We start from the raw sequence: 13,788 nt of genomic DNA, 5'->3' as shown, positions 1-13,788 counted from the left end.
ACGGCGGAAAAACTCAAAATCAACTTCCATTTCATAGTTAGATGCATAGATCTAGCTTTCAACAATATCATCCTCCGTATAAAGCCTCATATTGCAATAGGTACATTCTACCAATATCTTGATTGTAGAAGCTGGACGTTAAATACTGGACAATGTTTTGTATGAGAAATGTAAATTATCTCGAATACCCAATCATTAATTCTCCTTGCAATTGACGTAACGTTAAATGCTAAAATAATCCACATAAGGCGCCTTATCAAACTATGAAATGGGAGTTGTCTATGAGCGGATTTGTTACCATTGATAAGCTTTCTGCGCAATTCGGACTGACGAGTCGGACTCTGCGTCACTGGGAAGCTCAAGGATTGTTTGAAAGTAAGCGGGACAGCAGCTCTGGCTGGCGGATTTATGATGAGAAAGCAATACTCGCCATTCGGGTTACCTCATTATTAAGAAAGCTGGATATTAGCATCAAGGATATTGGAACCGTGCTTAAAAATATGTCCGTTCAGTCCATGTACGAAGCGCTCAGCCAGCAAGCGGCTTCTATTCACAATCAAAAAACAGAACTAACAAATAGAGAAGGTGAAATCCATCTCTTTTTACAGTGGATATCCGCCCATCTCGAGGAACCCATTACAAATCAATTATTATCTGAACTAAACGAAAAGTCATGCAGTCCATCGGATGGTATGACTAAAACTGAGGAGGTTATATCTATGCCAACTATTAATCACTCTAGCCCTATTCATGTAAGATTCATTACTCTCCCAGCTATGAGATTTGCCTACAATGTTGCGGTTAGTACCTCTCCAGAAGATGAAGCTATGATTCCAGTTAATGATTGGCTGGACGCTAGTCAACTATTAGGCACAGCACGGCTGTTTGGCGGCAATACGAACCCGCATCCAAGTGGTGAGAATAAACCTTACGGATATGGATTCTGTGCCTCAATTCCGGAAAATGTGAAGATACCAGCTCATCTAAAGGAAATGCGGCTCGACGGCGGCCACTATGCTCTGACAGAAAGCACTGATGATATCTACGGCTCATGGCAAGCCCTAATGGGGTATCTGGATACTCATCCTGATTATCAAGCGGATCACAATTCCAGATTATGTCTGGAGGAGCATATCCGTAACGATAGTCCCAAAGGTAGCGGAAATGAGTATGCCCTAAATCTACTCGAACCTGTAAAAAAGAGAGTTCACGCGCTTGCGTAAACGAGCGAGCCATAGATAAACGTTTCTCATCTAAAAAAAACGCTCTCTTCTGCTTATTCGGGCAGACGGAGAGCGTTTTGTTGTATATTGCTTCTATTGATTTATTCCCTACGCAGACACAGCTGGAGTAATTTTCACAAAAATAAATCGTGTAAGCGGCCCAACTAAAATGATTTGCAGTGGAAGTGCAAAAATAAAATTTTTACCTATGGCAGACAGATAAGCTCTTGGTAGCTCAGCAGAAAATCCAACATGGAGAACTGCGCCATAGAAGGACATGAACAATACCATTCCGGTCACCATAAAAAAGGATATGAACATGATTTTTTTGATCATCGGATCATTTTCTTTAACCAGCTTATGCGCGATCCCCTTCGCAACCTTGCCTACAACAAACACATCTAGAATGAGTGCAACTATAAATGCAGGCAAGTAGCCGACAATCACATCCTTAACTAACGTGCCTGACCAACCCTCCATTAGTGCTACATTGTAAATACTCATCCCCAGTACCATCAAAAAACACATGATGAACGTAAATAAAAATGCTTCTTTTTTGTTTCTTCCCATCTTCAAGCTCCTTTTATCTCTATATTGTCAACTTGGATTACAATAACACAAATTCTCAAATCAAGTCAACCAAGTTGACAATAATCGCAAATGACTTATACTGGGATAAACGAGCCATCATTTAGGAGTGTTCTAATGAATAAGCAGCTGCAAAAAATGAACCTGATTGATTTACTCAGTGAGAAGCATCTAGCTTTACGTAAAATAGTGACAGACAAAGACCCGGATCAAATCAATAAGACCGAATCCCACATTCTTGCAGTTCTTGAGGCCCGAGAAATGTTATCGATCTCAGAAATCAGTAGAATAATTCATATTTCAAGACAGGGCACGCATAAAAGCATTCAAGGCATGTTATCCCGTGGTTATGTTGAAGCCGTTGAAGTCGAAGGAAATCAGCGTGACAAAAATATTGTCCTCACTCCAAAGGGTATAGAATGCAATAACAGAATGATGATCACCAAAATTGAATTAGAGCAGCAGATCGCTGCCAAGCTGGGAGTAACAAATGTAGAGCTTCTTAAATCTTTGCTAAAAGAAGATTGGCTCTAATCTCCAGCAAAAAAAAGCCGCAGAGTTGTCTACTCTGCGGCTTTAAAAAGATTGAATTATTTTCCGGGAAATTGTCGTTAATTAGCTTTCAAAGCACTGTTTGCCGCGCTCTCTCCACCTAGACGACCTGAAGTAAAGGAATAACCAATTCCAACCCCATTGCCCACATAGGTATCGTTGAATAATACGCCTTCCGATTCAAGCCCTACAGCAAACAATCCTTTTACTGGTGTACGTTTATCATTTAGCACTTGGAACTTAGTGTTTACCAGCAAGCCACCTACAGAACCCAAGTTGTTGATTTCAGCGACGATGGCATAATACGGTCCTTCTTCGCCCATTGGCTCTAAATAATCAGCAGCTTTACCAAATTCAGTATCCACACCAGTTTTTGTAGCTTCTTTATAACTATTGTAATTTTCTACAAACACATCTACATCCATACCTGCATTTGTTGCTAATTCTTCGATTGTATTTCCTTTGTAGCCATCTCCGTTTTCTACCATAGAATCAAACACCTTTTCTGCATTTACCCATGGATTCTCTAACGTGAATTGATCTGCAAATTCGGCATAAAATTCTGGTGGCATTCCTGGCAGGCTTGGTGCGTTAACACCTTTCATCCCCTTGGACTGAAGAGCAGCCAATTGAGATTTTGATACGATAACCATATGATAAGCACCATTAAATGCACTCGTATTAGCTGCTGCGACCGATGTTAATGTAGCTGCTTCATCTCTGAAACGTGCTCCGGAAGAACCGACATTCATGAAGTTAGGCAGATACGTCAACATCAGCGGATAACTTGCTTCAAAAGGCTCATATTGTGCTTTTAGTCCTTGTGTTGCTCTGGCTAATGTTTGGTGCAGCATTTGTCCACCGAAGTTATCAGGAACCTTGGCTCCTGCTTCCCAAGCCATTTTCAGACCTTCCCCAACATTCTGACCTAGTCCTCCGTTAACCCCTTCAAAACCAAAAGCTTCTTTAACCATTTCCGAATTTGCGGCATAACCGCCTGTTGCCATTACGACACTTTTTGCTGTGATTTCAAGAGTAGTCCCGTCCGATTTCTCAGCCACAATACCTGTAACTTCTCCTGCTTCATTGGTAATCAGCTTTGTGGCAGTGGTTTCGGTGATCACTTGTCCACCCTTTTGTTCAACCGATTCAGCCAACATTTTCCGAAGGGTCTCTTCCCGGGTTTCATAAGCTGGCAGCACATGCAGCTGCTCTCCGAAGAAGTTTAGGAAGCTGGTTTTATACCCTTTTTCTGCTAACCAATCATAAGTTTCGCCGGATTTCGTTACGTATTGTCTAATCGCTGCAGCGTCAACTCTCCAGTGATTGTTGACAATCCAATCGGCAATTTCTTTTTCCACATTTACTTTAAGATTATTGTCAGTAGCTGCGGAAGAATTATAGAACTTACCGGCCCAGGATAGATTACTTGCTCCCCCGATAACTCCTGTTTTTTCGATAATAATAACCTTGGCACCTTTATCAGCAGCGGTTACCGCTGCGGACACACCAGATGCACCGGCGCCTACTACCACTACGTCTGATTCAAGCTTTTCCGTTTTACCTTCACCTGCTTTTTGCACGCCACCGGCTTTAAGGACTTCCAGATTTCCTCCACCTTTGGTTACGGCATCTTCAACTGCCGCGAGCATTGCTTCACTGGAAAGACTCGCACCACTAACAGCATCTACTGCCAAGGTTTGTCCTTCCAGAATTTGATCTTTTATTTTTTCAAGTGCATTATCGCCTAGACCACCCGTTTCTGACTGGCTTACGATCTTAATATCTTTAATTTTATCTGGCTCATCCATAGTGATTTCTACTTTAATCACGCCCTCTTTGCCTTCCGCTTCCCCTGCGAATGTACCGGCTTTAAAAGATGATGATGACGAATTTGCCGACTCCCCATTTCCTTTGCATCCGCTCAGCATGGAAACGATCAGCACCATACAAAAAGTTAACATGAGCATTTTCTTGGTGAAATTTCTGTTGCGCATTCTCTTCTCCCCCAGTATCTAATATCTTATAGCTCGCCAAGAACGTGATATTTTTCACATTCATATCTATACATATCTACCGAACGTTGCCAAGCTATATACCGAAGTATAAACATTGGTGCAGCACCAAGGTCAATGTCCAATTCTTGTCCAAAAAGAAAAAACACCCGCTCTTAGAGCAGGTGTTTATAAAAATAAACTTATACAATTGGAATATTCACTTCCAAATATGAGCGGTTATTGCCTTCTATTTTTTCAGTAAGCATTAATTTACCCACCACATCACCCGCTATGGTATAACCATTTGCTTCGATGTAATCTATCATAAACTGCAAAGATTTCTTCGTGATATAATGTCCATCCGTAGATAACATGATAGCAGAGATACAGGTACTCGGGCTAATGTACTCTACATATTCATCGATATCCATTGCAAATTTCTGCACTTCCTCCTCGGGTAAGGTAAGCCCCCAGCTATAGTCAAAGTTATTATCACCGGATAACACCCCCGCGTCCTCAATCTTAAAAGAATAAAACGCATAAGGAAGCCTATCCATCCAAGTGTTGACGAGGCTTTTTACGATATCATTTTTTAATAATGCATTTTTATCCGTTTGCTTAAGCCTGTACATGCCTGGCAGTTGTTTAAGTTTACATATATATAATGAGGACTCTATTTCCTTAAGCTCTTTATGAATTTCATTCATCTTGTTTAGCAGCATCGTCTTTTGCTTAATCTCTTCTTCTAAACTCTGCTGAGACTGCTGCATCAATCCCATAACTTGCTCAATAGAGGAATCCTTCATCAGAAGTGCCACTTCGGGCAATGGAATTTCCATACTGCGATACCATCTGCTCATTAACAGATCCCTTGCATCTAAATCATTAAAATATCTATAATTATTGCTGTTATCTTTTGTAGGCCTAACAATATCATGTTTCTCGTATAATCTCAGCGTATCCGCAGTTACCCCGAGAATGGAAGCAAATTCACCTATGCAATACTTCACTTGAAGTCCCTCCATTCATTTCATGCATATCCTACCACACTAAATGATAAAGAGAAGGATGCTGTTTGGATATGAAGTAACTCATTTCATACTCAGGGTGTACATGCTAACTACGCTAGCGCAAGTAAGTGAACTAACATAAATCCAACTAAAGATAACATGACCGAACCTATAAGTCCCGCTGCAAAAGACTTCATTCCAAGCCGTCTAAATGCCGCCAAATCAACGTTTAATCCAAGCCCTGCCATCGCCATAGCGATTAACATATAAGCAATCGTAACGATCCCATTGGCTACTGATGCGGAGACGATTCCTAACGAATTCACACCACTGACAACTAGAAATCCTAGAATAAACCAAGGGATTGGAATGCTTTTCCACGAAGCTTTAGCCGCTCCACCTTGCACTTTTCTTTCTTCACGATTGGACCAAATCCCAATTAAAATAGCCACCGGCACAAGTAAAGCCACCCGGGTCAATTTAACGATGACCGCCATATCAACGGCAGCATTTCCACCTGCATCCGCAGCCGCGATAACGTGAGCAATTTCATGTAAAGTCGCTCCTGCGAATACCCCATAACCTAAATCTGATAAGCCGAGAAAAGGATATAAAAATGTGTACAGCAGTGTAAATATTGTGCCTAATATAGCTACTATAGCTGCACCAATAGCAGTTTCGTCATCTTTGGCTTTTATCTGTGGAGCGATGGCAACCACAGCTGCCGCACCGCAAATCGCAGTTCCGCAGGCAGTTAAGATACTGAGGCGCTTATCTACTTTGAACAGTCGAGCCAGTCCGTATACAACGGAGATCGCAAATATAATGACGATGACTGCCAAAAGAAATACCCGAGGTCCTGCAGCAACGATATCCTTTAGATTAAGCCGCATACCGAGCAAGATAATCCCAAGACGAAGCAGTTTTTTACTGGAAAAATCGGTGCCATGTGTGATGCTATTTGGCACTCCTATCGTAGCTCGCCAAATAATCCCGATTAAGATGGCAATGACCAATTGCCCCATAATAGATAGGAATGGAAAACCCGCTAAAAATTTTGCCAATAATGCGATAACTAAGGTTAGCCCTATCCCTAATGCAAACCCAACCTTTTTGTTGTGATCTGGTTGATACAAACCTTCTGATTGACCCATGTCGTATACACTCCTTGATGAATCTCTAGATGATGCTGTATAAATACATCCCATGACTCAACAATAATACGACACCGCCCGGAAGTTAAATACCAATATCCTATCCGTAAGATTAGGAATACTTATGCTTAATTTTAGACAAAAAAGCTCCTTCGAGTGAAACATAAATGCCGTAGCATCTGCCTCACCAAAGGAGCAATTATAATCGTTAGTGATATTTAAGCTTCCAGCTTCTGTAATCGAGTCCCTTTTGGAAGTACAGAAGTTATATATTCGTGTACCGGATGTTGCCCTTCCTCTTCCGCAAGTACAGTTACAATTCCTTGATCTGTACCGGTTCGAATCAGCCGCCCCATCCCTTGTTTGAGTCTTAACAGCATGTAAGGCAAATCCACATCTTCAAAGGGAGTGGAGGTTTCCGCCCGTTTTGCCATAAACACTGGATCAAGCGGAGGATACGGCAGCGACCATATGATCACATTAGATAATGAAGGTCCAGGGATGTCTAGCCCCTCCCATAAGGTGACCGCACATAACACGCTATGCTCATCCCGTTGGAACGCCGAAATCAAATAGCTGATTTCTTGATCCCCTTCATATAAAAATGAATATGAACTGCTTTCCGGTCGTAATGAGTTAAGCTGCTTGAATTGCAGAAGCTCTTCACGAGTACGGAACAGTAGCAGCGCTCTACCTTCAGTCCGCTGAATAAGCTTCAGGGAAATTTCCATTTTCTCAGCAAAATCCCCACTCTGAAGCTCTGGCACATAGACATTCATCTGGTGCTCATAGTCATAAGGTGAGTCTACAGAGAAGGATAAAAAATCTTGTATCCCAAGACTGTCCTTCAAGTATTGGAATGATTTATCCACAGACAATGTAGCCGATGAGAATACGATTGGCATTTTTTGCGTGAACAGGCTGTCTTGAAGTACCTCTTTGACATTTCGTGGCATGACCGACAGCGTTAGACCATCGCTTTCTTCTGTCGCCCAGCAGATTAGAGCCCCTGAATCCTCAAACAATCGCAAAGCGATCTCTATGGTCTCCAAACGTTCCTCCACAATTCGCAGTTGGTATTCATCAATCGTGTAGAGTCCGCTCTCGAATACTAATTCTTCTTCGATAGCAGCAATTACACTCCGCATCCGGTGTACCTCACGAATCAATGAAGCATTCAGCGCAATGCTTTTCCGATCTGATCCCGGTATGTTTCGGCATTGACGGCGAATCGCTTTGAACATTTGCTCACTTTGCATGATCGCTTCATCAATCAGAACCGCCAGCGTTTCACGAATCTCGTTCTGTAGCAGGCGAGAAATCAATTCTTCAAAGACGACATGCTTCATCTTATAGCCAAGCGCCTTCATGGCCGCTGATTCTAATAAATGTCCTTCATCGAATACAACCGCACAGTGATCCGGAAGCAAAGGGATTTGCCCTTCCCGCTTACGCGCTTCATAGGTCCAAATATGCTCCATGTAATAATCGTGGGAACAAATGATCAGATCACTTGATTTCCGGTAATGATCACGGGACAAGGTCTGCCCGCAGCGGTGACGCATATCGCAAGTAAAGCAGTCCTGAAACGTATCCCAGTTAATCTTGTTCCATTGTTCGTCATTCAGATCAGGGTAATCTCTGCGGTCTCCATAAGCATGGAATTGCTGCATCGGTGCATGTGAATGTACAAAATCAGGTAATGTACTGTACAAGCTCTCCAGTGGTAAGCTTTCATCATCATGGTTCCGAGCCTGATCCAGCTTTTTCAGACACATATATTTATCCGGAGATTTCGCTAGTCTAGCATCAATATTCATGTTCAGATGCTTCGCAAGCTTGGCGATATCGCCTTCCGGTTTCACAAGCTGCTCAATCAAGGACTCGTCCGCACATGCAATAATCGCAGGTTTGCCCATATAACGCGCGTAACAAATGCTATACAACAAATACACTAATGTCTTGCCTGTTCCGACCCCTGCTTCAGCAAAAATCGTCTTTTTCTCGGCAAAAGCCCGCTCTACCTGAAAGGCCATATATATCTGTTCATCACGTACTTCAAATCCAGCCTCAGGAAGAATTTCATAGAATACATCTCCGACCCATTCCCCTACTTGCTCCATAAAAGGTTTGGTCCGATCATATTCAAAAGGATACTGTTTCGCCAACAAGCCTACCTCCAATATTTGATCAGGCATCTCTACCATGCCATGAAAAATAGAATCAACGGAAAAACTCTATTATCTCATACGTTTGGAGGAATTACAAAAAATAATTAGAGACAACTAAAGATCTGATTAATAACGAAGATACTCATTTTCGTAAATATCACTAATCCTTTCCAAAACATTCCGGGCTTGATCCTTAAATTTCAAATCCGCAACCTGGCCTTTCCAAAGAAACACCCCCGTCTCCCCACGGTGTTCTCCCAGAGCACCCTCATACAATTGGTCGGCGCCGTGGGTAGGCGGAGAGAAAAACAGCTTCATCAACGGTTTAACTATTAGAGGCAGTCCAGAATTTTTTCCTTTTCGCAGCGTGTTATTGCTACCCGGATCAACACTGCGAATCATGATGCCCTCGTTAGCAAGCTGCGGCGCAGCGGCCTGTGTCCATAACGATAATGCCAGCTTTGAGGTGGCGTAAGGACCAAGCAGCTTGCGGAAGGTGGTGGGACGCTCCAGGATTTCAATCGTAAACTCTTTCGTAAACTTAAGCGCGGAGGATGAGGTGTTGATCACCGTTTTTAAGCGTCCTTTTTGTAGGATATCCTTCAATTCCATTAAAATAATATACGGCACAACGGTCATCAACTCATAGTGCTTTTCGCGCCCCTGTGTCGAATAGCTCAGTTCAGGGAAGCTCCCGCCGGCATTGTTGAACAAAATATCGATCCGCTGCTCCTTGCCTTTGATCTCTTCCAGTGTCCCTCTCAAGCTGGCAAAATCCGCGAGATCGGTTGTTTTATAAATACGAAGCCAACCGTTTTTGATGGCTTTTTGGATGTTCTCATCATCGGCTGGAAAACCGGAACGGTTCAAAGCAACCACCTGCCAATCCTCCGCTAGCAATTTTCGAGTTAATTCCAATCCAATCCCGGCGTTAGCGCCTGTAATCAATGCGATATTTTCACGTTGCTGTGTGCTCATTGTAAATCTCCTCCTGAATTCGGGATATCTTCTTCTTATAACGCACATTTTATTAATTGGAGTCGACTCCAAGTCAAGGCGTAATAAAAAGATTTTGTCCCAGAGATAAGGTCTTGACTTGGAGTCAGCTCCAAGTTGTATAATGCACACACAAAGCAATCTCCAGGAGGTACAGTATGAAGGCAGAGCAAACGTTTACGATAAAAGAAACCGCCGTGCAAACCGGAATATCCGAGGATACAATCCGCTATTACGAAAAGATCGCGCTGCTTCCCCGGGCAGACCGGAAGGACAACGGGCATCGCGTTTACCGGCAGGAAGACATAGATACAATCCTGCTGCTATCCTGCCTCAAAAAAACAGGCATGCCCTTGCAGGAAATGCAACCATTTTTGGCGGTCTCCGCTGACGCTGATCCCGCAGATTATCCTGAACTGGTGGAGCATTTAAGGAACCATCGAGAAAACATCGTCAGCCAAATCTCGTCGCTGCAGCAGGTTGTCCATTTTATTGATATGAAGCTGGAACAAGGGAAATATCGCCGAGACTGCTCAGATAAAAGCGAGGACAAATCGAAATCAAAAAACATCTCCCCTGTTGAGATGAGTTATTTTTCTGGATCAGCAAAAATGAATAATTAATGAATTGGAGTTTTTAGGATGAAAGCAATGATCATAAAAAAATACGGGAATTACCCTCTTCAACTAGCCGACATCCCAACACCCGCAGTGGGTGATTACGATGTATTGGCAGAGATCCACGCAGCAAGTATTAATCCTATCGATTTCAAAGTGCGGGATGGCAAAGTACGTACGCTGTTGAAATACAACATGCCCCTAGTTTTAGGAAATGATTTTTCAGGGATTGTCATCCAAGTAGGAAAGAATGTTAAAAAATTCAAGATAGGTGATGAGATTTACGGACGGCCCAGAAAAGATAGAATTGGAACCTTCGCAGAATATATCTCCGTACATGAAGAGGATATAGCTCTCAAACCTCACAATCTTTCCTTTGAGGAAGCTGCATCCATCCCATTAGTCGGGCTTACTTCTTATCAAGCATTACATGATATATTACAGCTAACGGCAGGACAAAAGGTATTGATTCAAGCGGGAGCGGGCGGTGTTGGCACCTTTGCTATCCAACTTGCCAAAGCGATGGGGATATACGTGGCTACTACTACAAGCGATGCTGGAGCAGAATTGGTCAAGTCACTTGGAGCCGATCAAATTATCAATTATAAAACCGAAGCATTTGATAAGATTTCACAAAATTATGATGGAGTATTCGATACCATTGGCGGTGAAACATTAGAAAAAGCTTTTAAAACAGTCAAACAGGGAGGACAAATTGTATCGGTTTCAGGGTTGCCTAATGCACGCTTCGGAAAAGAGTATGGAGCTGGGTTCATAAAAACTAATATTTTTCGCTTGATTACCCGGAAGCTGAGCAAATTAGAGGCAAAGTACAAGGTTAAATACAGCTTTCTGTTCATGAAACCAAGTGGCAGTCAATTAGAAATCATTTCAGAGCTTATTGAATCCGGACAAATAAAACCTGTTATTGATCAAGTGTTTCCTTTTGTAGAGGCGCAGAAAGCGATGGAGTATTCCGAATCGGGCAGAGCTAAAGGAAAGATCATATTAAAAATAAAGTGATACAACATTTAAATAAAACGGCAGTCTAAGACTTTATGCTTCTGTCTAGACTACCGTTTTTTACTTGTGTACTCGTTAATTAAATTATCTATTTCCAAAAATCCGTTCCAGCAAAAACAAACTCTTTATCCAGCGTCTCGTCGCCATCTTCAAAGCAATCTGCCCAAAACACACGTTGCTTACTCAGGGGAATTGCATCCTTCACGCCATATTCCTGATAACTAACGGTTTGTTCATTAGCGGTGTTGTCCCAGTTATCCCAGCCAAGTGGATGTATATGTGCACCCAACTGGCAATCTACAAATACGGTTTTAGCATACTCACGCCAAGGACGGCCCAGAAACACCGGAGCAATATCAGGAGCTGCTGTTAAAAAGCAATTTTTAAAAATATAACCATACGATTGTCCCTCAGGTGTGGAGGCAGCCGTAATATAACCTGCTTGATTCTCACTATGACACAAGCTGCGAATTTCACATCTGTCAAAATATGCTGTAGCCCCACCAAATATAAAGTCCACTGTTCCCTCTATATAGCAATGCTGATACAACTGCCGATATTGGGCATGGTGTTCTCTCAGTGGTATACCTCCAAACGTAGATCGCTCTTTGGGTGCAGGTGGCAAAGGTCCTGTGAACAACGTGTCCTGATACCCTTTTAAAGTACAATTTCTGAATACGGTTTGATCACAATTAGCATACACAGCTACGGCCTGCCCGATATTTTCACCCTGCCCTGCATTATTGGTAATCACCAGATTCTCCAAGACCAGATGGCTCCCGCCCAGAAATAACGTTGGTGTAGAGAATGTATTGATTTCTTCGCCCGCTTCATCACGCTCTTTCGCGTAACGATTCATAACAATCTCCACGTAGCCAATCCCTATGATCGTAAGATTAGAACGATAAATCCGCACTGCCTCTTTATAGACCCCTGACAAAATATAAAGCGTATCCGCTTGACCGGATGGCCCCTGCTCTAGTGAATCTACCGCCTCTTGAATCGTGTGATAAGCGCAAAAAGATTCTTTTCCTACAACAAGCATAGTGGATTCTTTTCCTTTCAATAAATTGATAACTTTCTCTTATGGACAGACATTCTGTGCTTCAGGTGACACTGTAGCTTGTTCTACTAATTTTTCCGGCTTCTTCGTGTTTTTTGATCGACAATTTATGATCTCTACAGCTTCTCCATTTTCAATGTAAAAAGCAGGCCCTTCATGGTTCTCAATCGTCACCTGATGAAATTGAACATCTCTTGCATTCCCGAGGAAAAACCCGCGATTATTCATGTTTTCGATCCCTGTCATCATGTCTGGATGGCCGGGAATTGCATTCGTCGCCATGGAGATGTCCACATTGGTAAACGTAATCTCGGATACATACTGCTCAGCAAGCCCGTATAAGAAACCCGCTGCGGCATGAACATTACGTGCGGTAATATTGGCAAAATGAATGCGTCTAAAACACGGCGTTTCCTCTGTAATCGGATAAGGATTTTTATCCCACACATATTTTTCTTTCCCGCGTGGTCCACAGAAATAATATAGATTTAGAGTAAACGGACAAATAACGTCCTCCATTACAATATTGCTGATCCGAATATCTTCAATCGTTCCCCCGCGTCCCCGTCTTGATTTCATCCGGATTCCACGATCGGTTTGTTTAAACACACAATTACTAATCGTGACATTACGAATATCTCCACTCATTTCACTACCGAGTACGACACCCCCGTGTCCATGTACCATAGTGCAGTTGGTGATCGTGATATTCTCACAAGGAACTCGTTCTTTGGTATCCTCAGTTCCTGCCTTGATCGCAATGCAGTCATCACCGACATCAATATTGCAATTGCTAATTCGCACATTGGTGCAAGACTCTGGATTAATGCCATCTGTATTCGGAGAGTCGGCCGGGTTCAGAATGGAAATATTATCAATAGTCACATTGTAACAGCCTATCGGATTAACGGTCCAGCTTGGAGAATTGACCAGCGCGATATCTTTAAGGGTTACCCGCTGACAGCTATCCAAGCCGATTAGAGTCGGCCGGGGATACTGCAGCTCTTCCCGGCGGTTCCGAAACTTATCCCACCAGAGTTCACCATTTCCGTTAATCATTCCGCTGCCAGTGATCGATACATTAACTAACTCTCTTCCATAAATACAAGGTGAATGAACCTGCTGCTTCACTCCCTCCCATCTGCATTCCACTGCAGGGTAATCCTCCGGGTTCGTACTGAATGAAAGAATGGCACCAGGATTTAAATTCAATTCGATATTGCTTTTCATATGAATTGCACCGGTTAAGAACGTACCAGCCGGTACATAAACGGTTCCTCCACCGGCTTTATTTGCCGCTTCAATCGCACGCGTTATCGCTTCAGTCGCTAACTTTTTACTATTCTTAAGCGCTCCAAAATCCTCAATATTGTAGATCAACATTCATAAGCCCC

At 42.7% G+C, this 13,788-nt stretch carries 12 protein-coding genes; 4 read left to right on the top strand and 8 right to left on the bottom strand.

What is annotated here, in order from left to right:
- Positions 1 to 281: 281 nt before the first annotated feature.
- Positions 282 to 1,223, top strand: a complete 942-nt coding sequence (locus MHB37_RS09690) for a MerR family transcriptional regulator (protein WP_405169179.1) — start codon at positions 282 to 284, stop codon at positions 1,221 to 1,223.
- 108 nt (positions 1,224 to 1,331) lie between these two features.
- Here the strand turns inward: MHB37_RS09690 and MHB37_RS09685 are convergent, their stop codons facing one another.
- Positions 1,332 to 1,793, bottom strand: coding sequence for a DUF2798 domain-containing protein (locus tag MHB37_RS09685; RefSeq protein ID WP_076218537.1), 462 nt, complete (start codon positions 1,791 to 1,793; stop codon positions 1,332 to 1,334).
- A gap of 135 nt (positions 1,794 to 1,928) precedes the next feature.
- Between MHB37_RS09685 and MHB37_RS09680 the strand changes: the two genes are divergently transcribed.
- Positions 1,929 to 2,345 (top strand): MarR family winged helix-turn-helix transcriptional regulator, encoded by a 417-nt coding sequence (locus MHB37_RS09680; RefSeq protein WP_038569750.1) that lies wholly within the window; start codon positions 1,929 to 1,931, stop codon positions 2,343 to 2,345.
- A gap of 77 nt (positions 2,346 to 2,422) precedes the next feature.
- Here the strand turns inward: MHB37_RS09680 and MHB37_RS09675 are convergent, their stop codons facing one another.
- The 5 genes from MHB37_RS09675 to MHB37_RS09655 all read right to left on the bottom strand — a co-directional run bounded on the left by MHB37_RS09675 (position 2,423) and on the right by MHB37_RS09655 (position 9,673).
- Positions 2,423 to 4,360: an FAD-dependent oxidoreductase gene (locus tag MHB37_RS09675; protein ID WP_405169178.1), complete on the bottom strand. Its 1,938-nt coding sequence runs from the start codon at positions 4,358 to 4,360 to the stop codon at positions 2,423 to 2,425.
- A gap of 200 nt (positions 4,361 to 4,560) precedes the next feature.
- Positions 4,561 to 5,370 carry a MerR family transcriptional regulator gene (locus tag MHB37_RS09670; protein WP_076124994.1) on the bottom strand — a complete coding sequence of 270 codons (810 nt, stop codon included), beginning with the start codon at positions 5,368 to 5,370 and terminating at the stop codon, positions 4,561 to 4,563.
- Between the two features lie 110 nt (positions 5,371 to 5,480).
- A complete protein-coding gene (locus MHB37_RS09665) occupies positions 5,481 to 6,524 on the bottom strand; it encodes a YeiH family protein (protein ID WP_076278601.1) in 1,044 nt (347 codons plus the stop codon).
- 218 nt (positions 6,525 to 6,742) lie between these two features.
- Positions 6,743 to 8,647: an ATP-dependent DNA helicase gene (locus MHB37_RS09660; protein WP_370510779.1), complete on the bottom strand. Its 1,905-nt coding sequence runs from the start codon at positions 8,645 to 8,647 to the stop codon at positions 6,743 to 6,745.
- Positions 8,648 to 8,821: 174 nt separating this feature from the next.
- Positions 8,822 to 9,673, bottom strand: coding sequence for an SDR family NAD(P)-dependent oxidoreductase (locus MHB37_RS09655; RefSeq protein WP_340012263.1), 852 nt, complete (start codon positions 9,671 to 9,673; stop codon positions 8,822 to 8,824).
- 176 nt (positions 9,674 to 9,849) lie between these two features.
- Here MHB37_RS09655 and MHB37_RS09650 point away from each other — a divergent pair, with 176 nt between their 5' ends.
- Together MHB37_RS09650 and MHB37_RS09645 are read left to right on the top strand one after the other, a co-directional pair.
- Positions 9,850 to 10,314, top strand: a complete 465-nt coding sequence (locus MHB37_RS09650) for a MerR family transcriptional regulator (protein ID WP_405169177.1) — start codon at positions 9,850 to 9,852, stop codon at positions 10,312 to 10,314.
- Positions 10,315 to 10,332: 18 nt separating this feature from the next.
- Positions 10,333 to 11,331 carry an NADP-dependent oxidoreductase gene (locus MHB37_RS09645; protein WP_341171886.1) on the top strand — a complete coding sequence of 333 codons (999 nt, stop codon included), beginning with the start codon at positions 10,333 to 10,335 and terminating at the stop codon, positions 11,329 to 11,331.
- An 88-nt stretch (positions 11,332 to 11,419) separates the two neighbouring features.
- On the opposite strand, the gene MHB37_RS09640 is transcribed toward MHB37_RS09645, so the two are convergent.
- Positions 11,420 to 12,376 carry a pectinesterase family protein gene (locus MHB37_RS09640; protein ID WP_076191240.1) on the bottom strand — a complete coding sequence of 319 codons (957 nt, stop codon included), beginning with the start codon at positions 12,374 to 12,376 and terminating at the stop codon, positions 11,420 to 11,422.
- Positions 12,377 to 12,415: 39 nt separating this feature from the next.
- Positions 12,416 to 13,777, bottom strand: a complete 1,362-nt coding sequence (locus MHB37_RS09635; RefSeq protein WP_076124983.1) for a glycoside hydrolase family 28 protein — start codon at positions 13,775 to 13,777, stop codon at positions 12,416 to 12,418.
- Positions 13,778 to 13,788 lie beyond the last annotated feature (11 nt).

The sequence above is a fragment of the Paenibacillus sp. FSL H3-0286 genome, assembly GCF_045040705.1.
GTDB lineage: Bacteria > Bacillota > Bacilli > Paenibacillales > Paenibacillaceae > Paenibacillus_AQ > Paenibacillus_AQ odorifer.
The sequence above is the reverse complement of the archived record's forward strand: the minus strand, read 5'-3'. Positions and strand labels throughout refer to the sequence as shown.

Bases quoted from the DNA above. Each gene is read 5' to 3' on its own strand.
- MHB37_RS09635 (WP_076124983.1), bottom strand. From the start codon at position 13,777: ATGTTGATCTACAATATTGAGGATTTTGGAGCGCTTAAGAATAGTAAA.
- MHB37_RS09650 (WP_405169177.1), top strand. From the start codon at position 9,850: ATGAAGGCAGAGCAAACGTTTACGATAAAAGAAACCGCCGTGCAAACC.
- MHB37_RS09665 (WP_076278601.1), bottom strand. From the start codon at position 6,524: ATGGGTCAATCAGAAGGTTTGTATCAACCAGATCACAACAAAAAGGTT.
- MHB37_RS09680 (WP_038569750.1), top strand. From the start codon at position 1,929: ATGAATAAGCAGCTGCAAAAAATGAACCTGATTGATTTACTCAGTGAG.
- MHB37_RS09660 (WP_370510779.1), bottom strand. From the start codon at position 8,647: ATGGAGCAAGTAGGGGAATGGGTCGGAGATGTATTCTATGAAATTCTT.
- MHB37_RS09655 (WP_340012263.1), bottom strand. From the start codon at position 9,673: ATGAGCACACAGCAACGTGAAAATATCGCATTGATTACAGGCGCTAAC.
- MHB37_RS09645 (WP_341171886.1), top strand. From the start codon at position 10,333: ATGAAAGCAATGATCATAAAAAAATACGGGAATTACCCTCTTCAACTA.
- MHB37_RS09690 (WP_405169179.1), top strand. From the start codon at position 282: ATGAGCGGATTTGTTACCATTGATAAGCTTTCTGCGCAATTCGGACTG.
- MHB37_RS09675 (WP_405169178.1), bottom strand. From the start codon at position 4,360: ATGCGCAACAGAAATTTCACCAAGAAAATGCTCATGTTAACTTTTTGT.
- MHB37_RS09640 (WP_076191240.1), bottom strand. From the start codon at position 12,376: ATGCTTGTTGTAGGAAAAGAATCTTTTTGCGCTTATCACACGATTCAA.
- MHB37_RS09685 (WP_076218537.1), bottom strand. From the start codon at position 1,793: ATGGGAAGAAACAAAAAAGAAGCATTTTTATTTACGTTCATCATGTGT.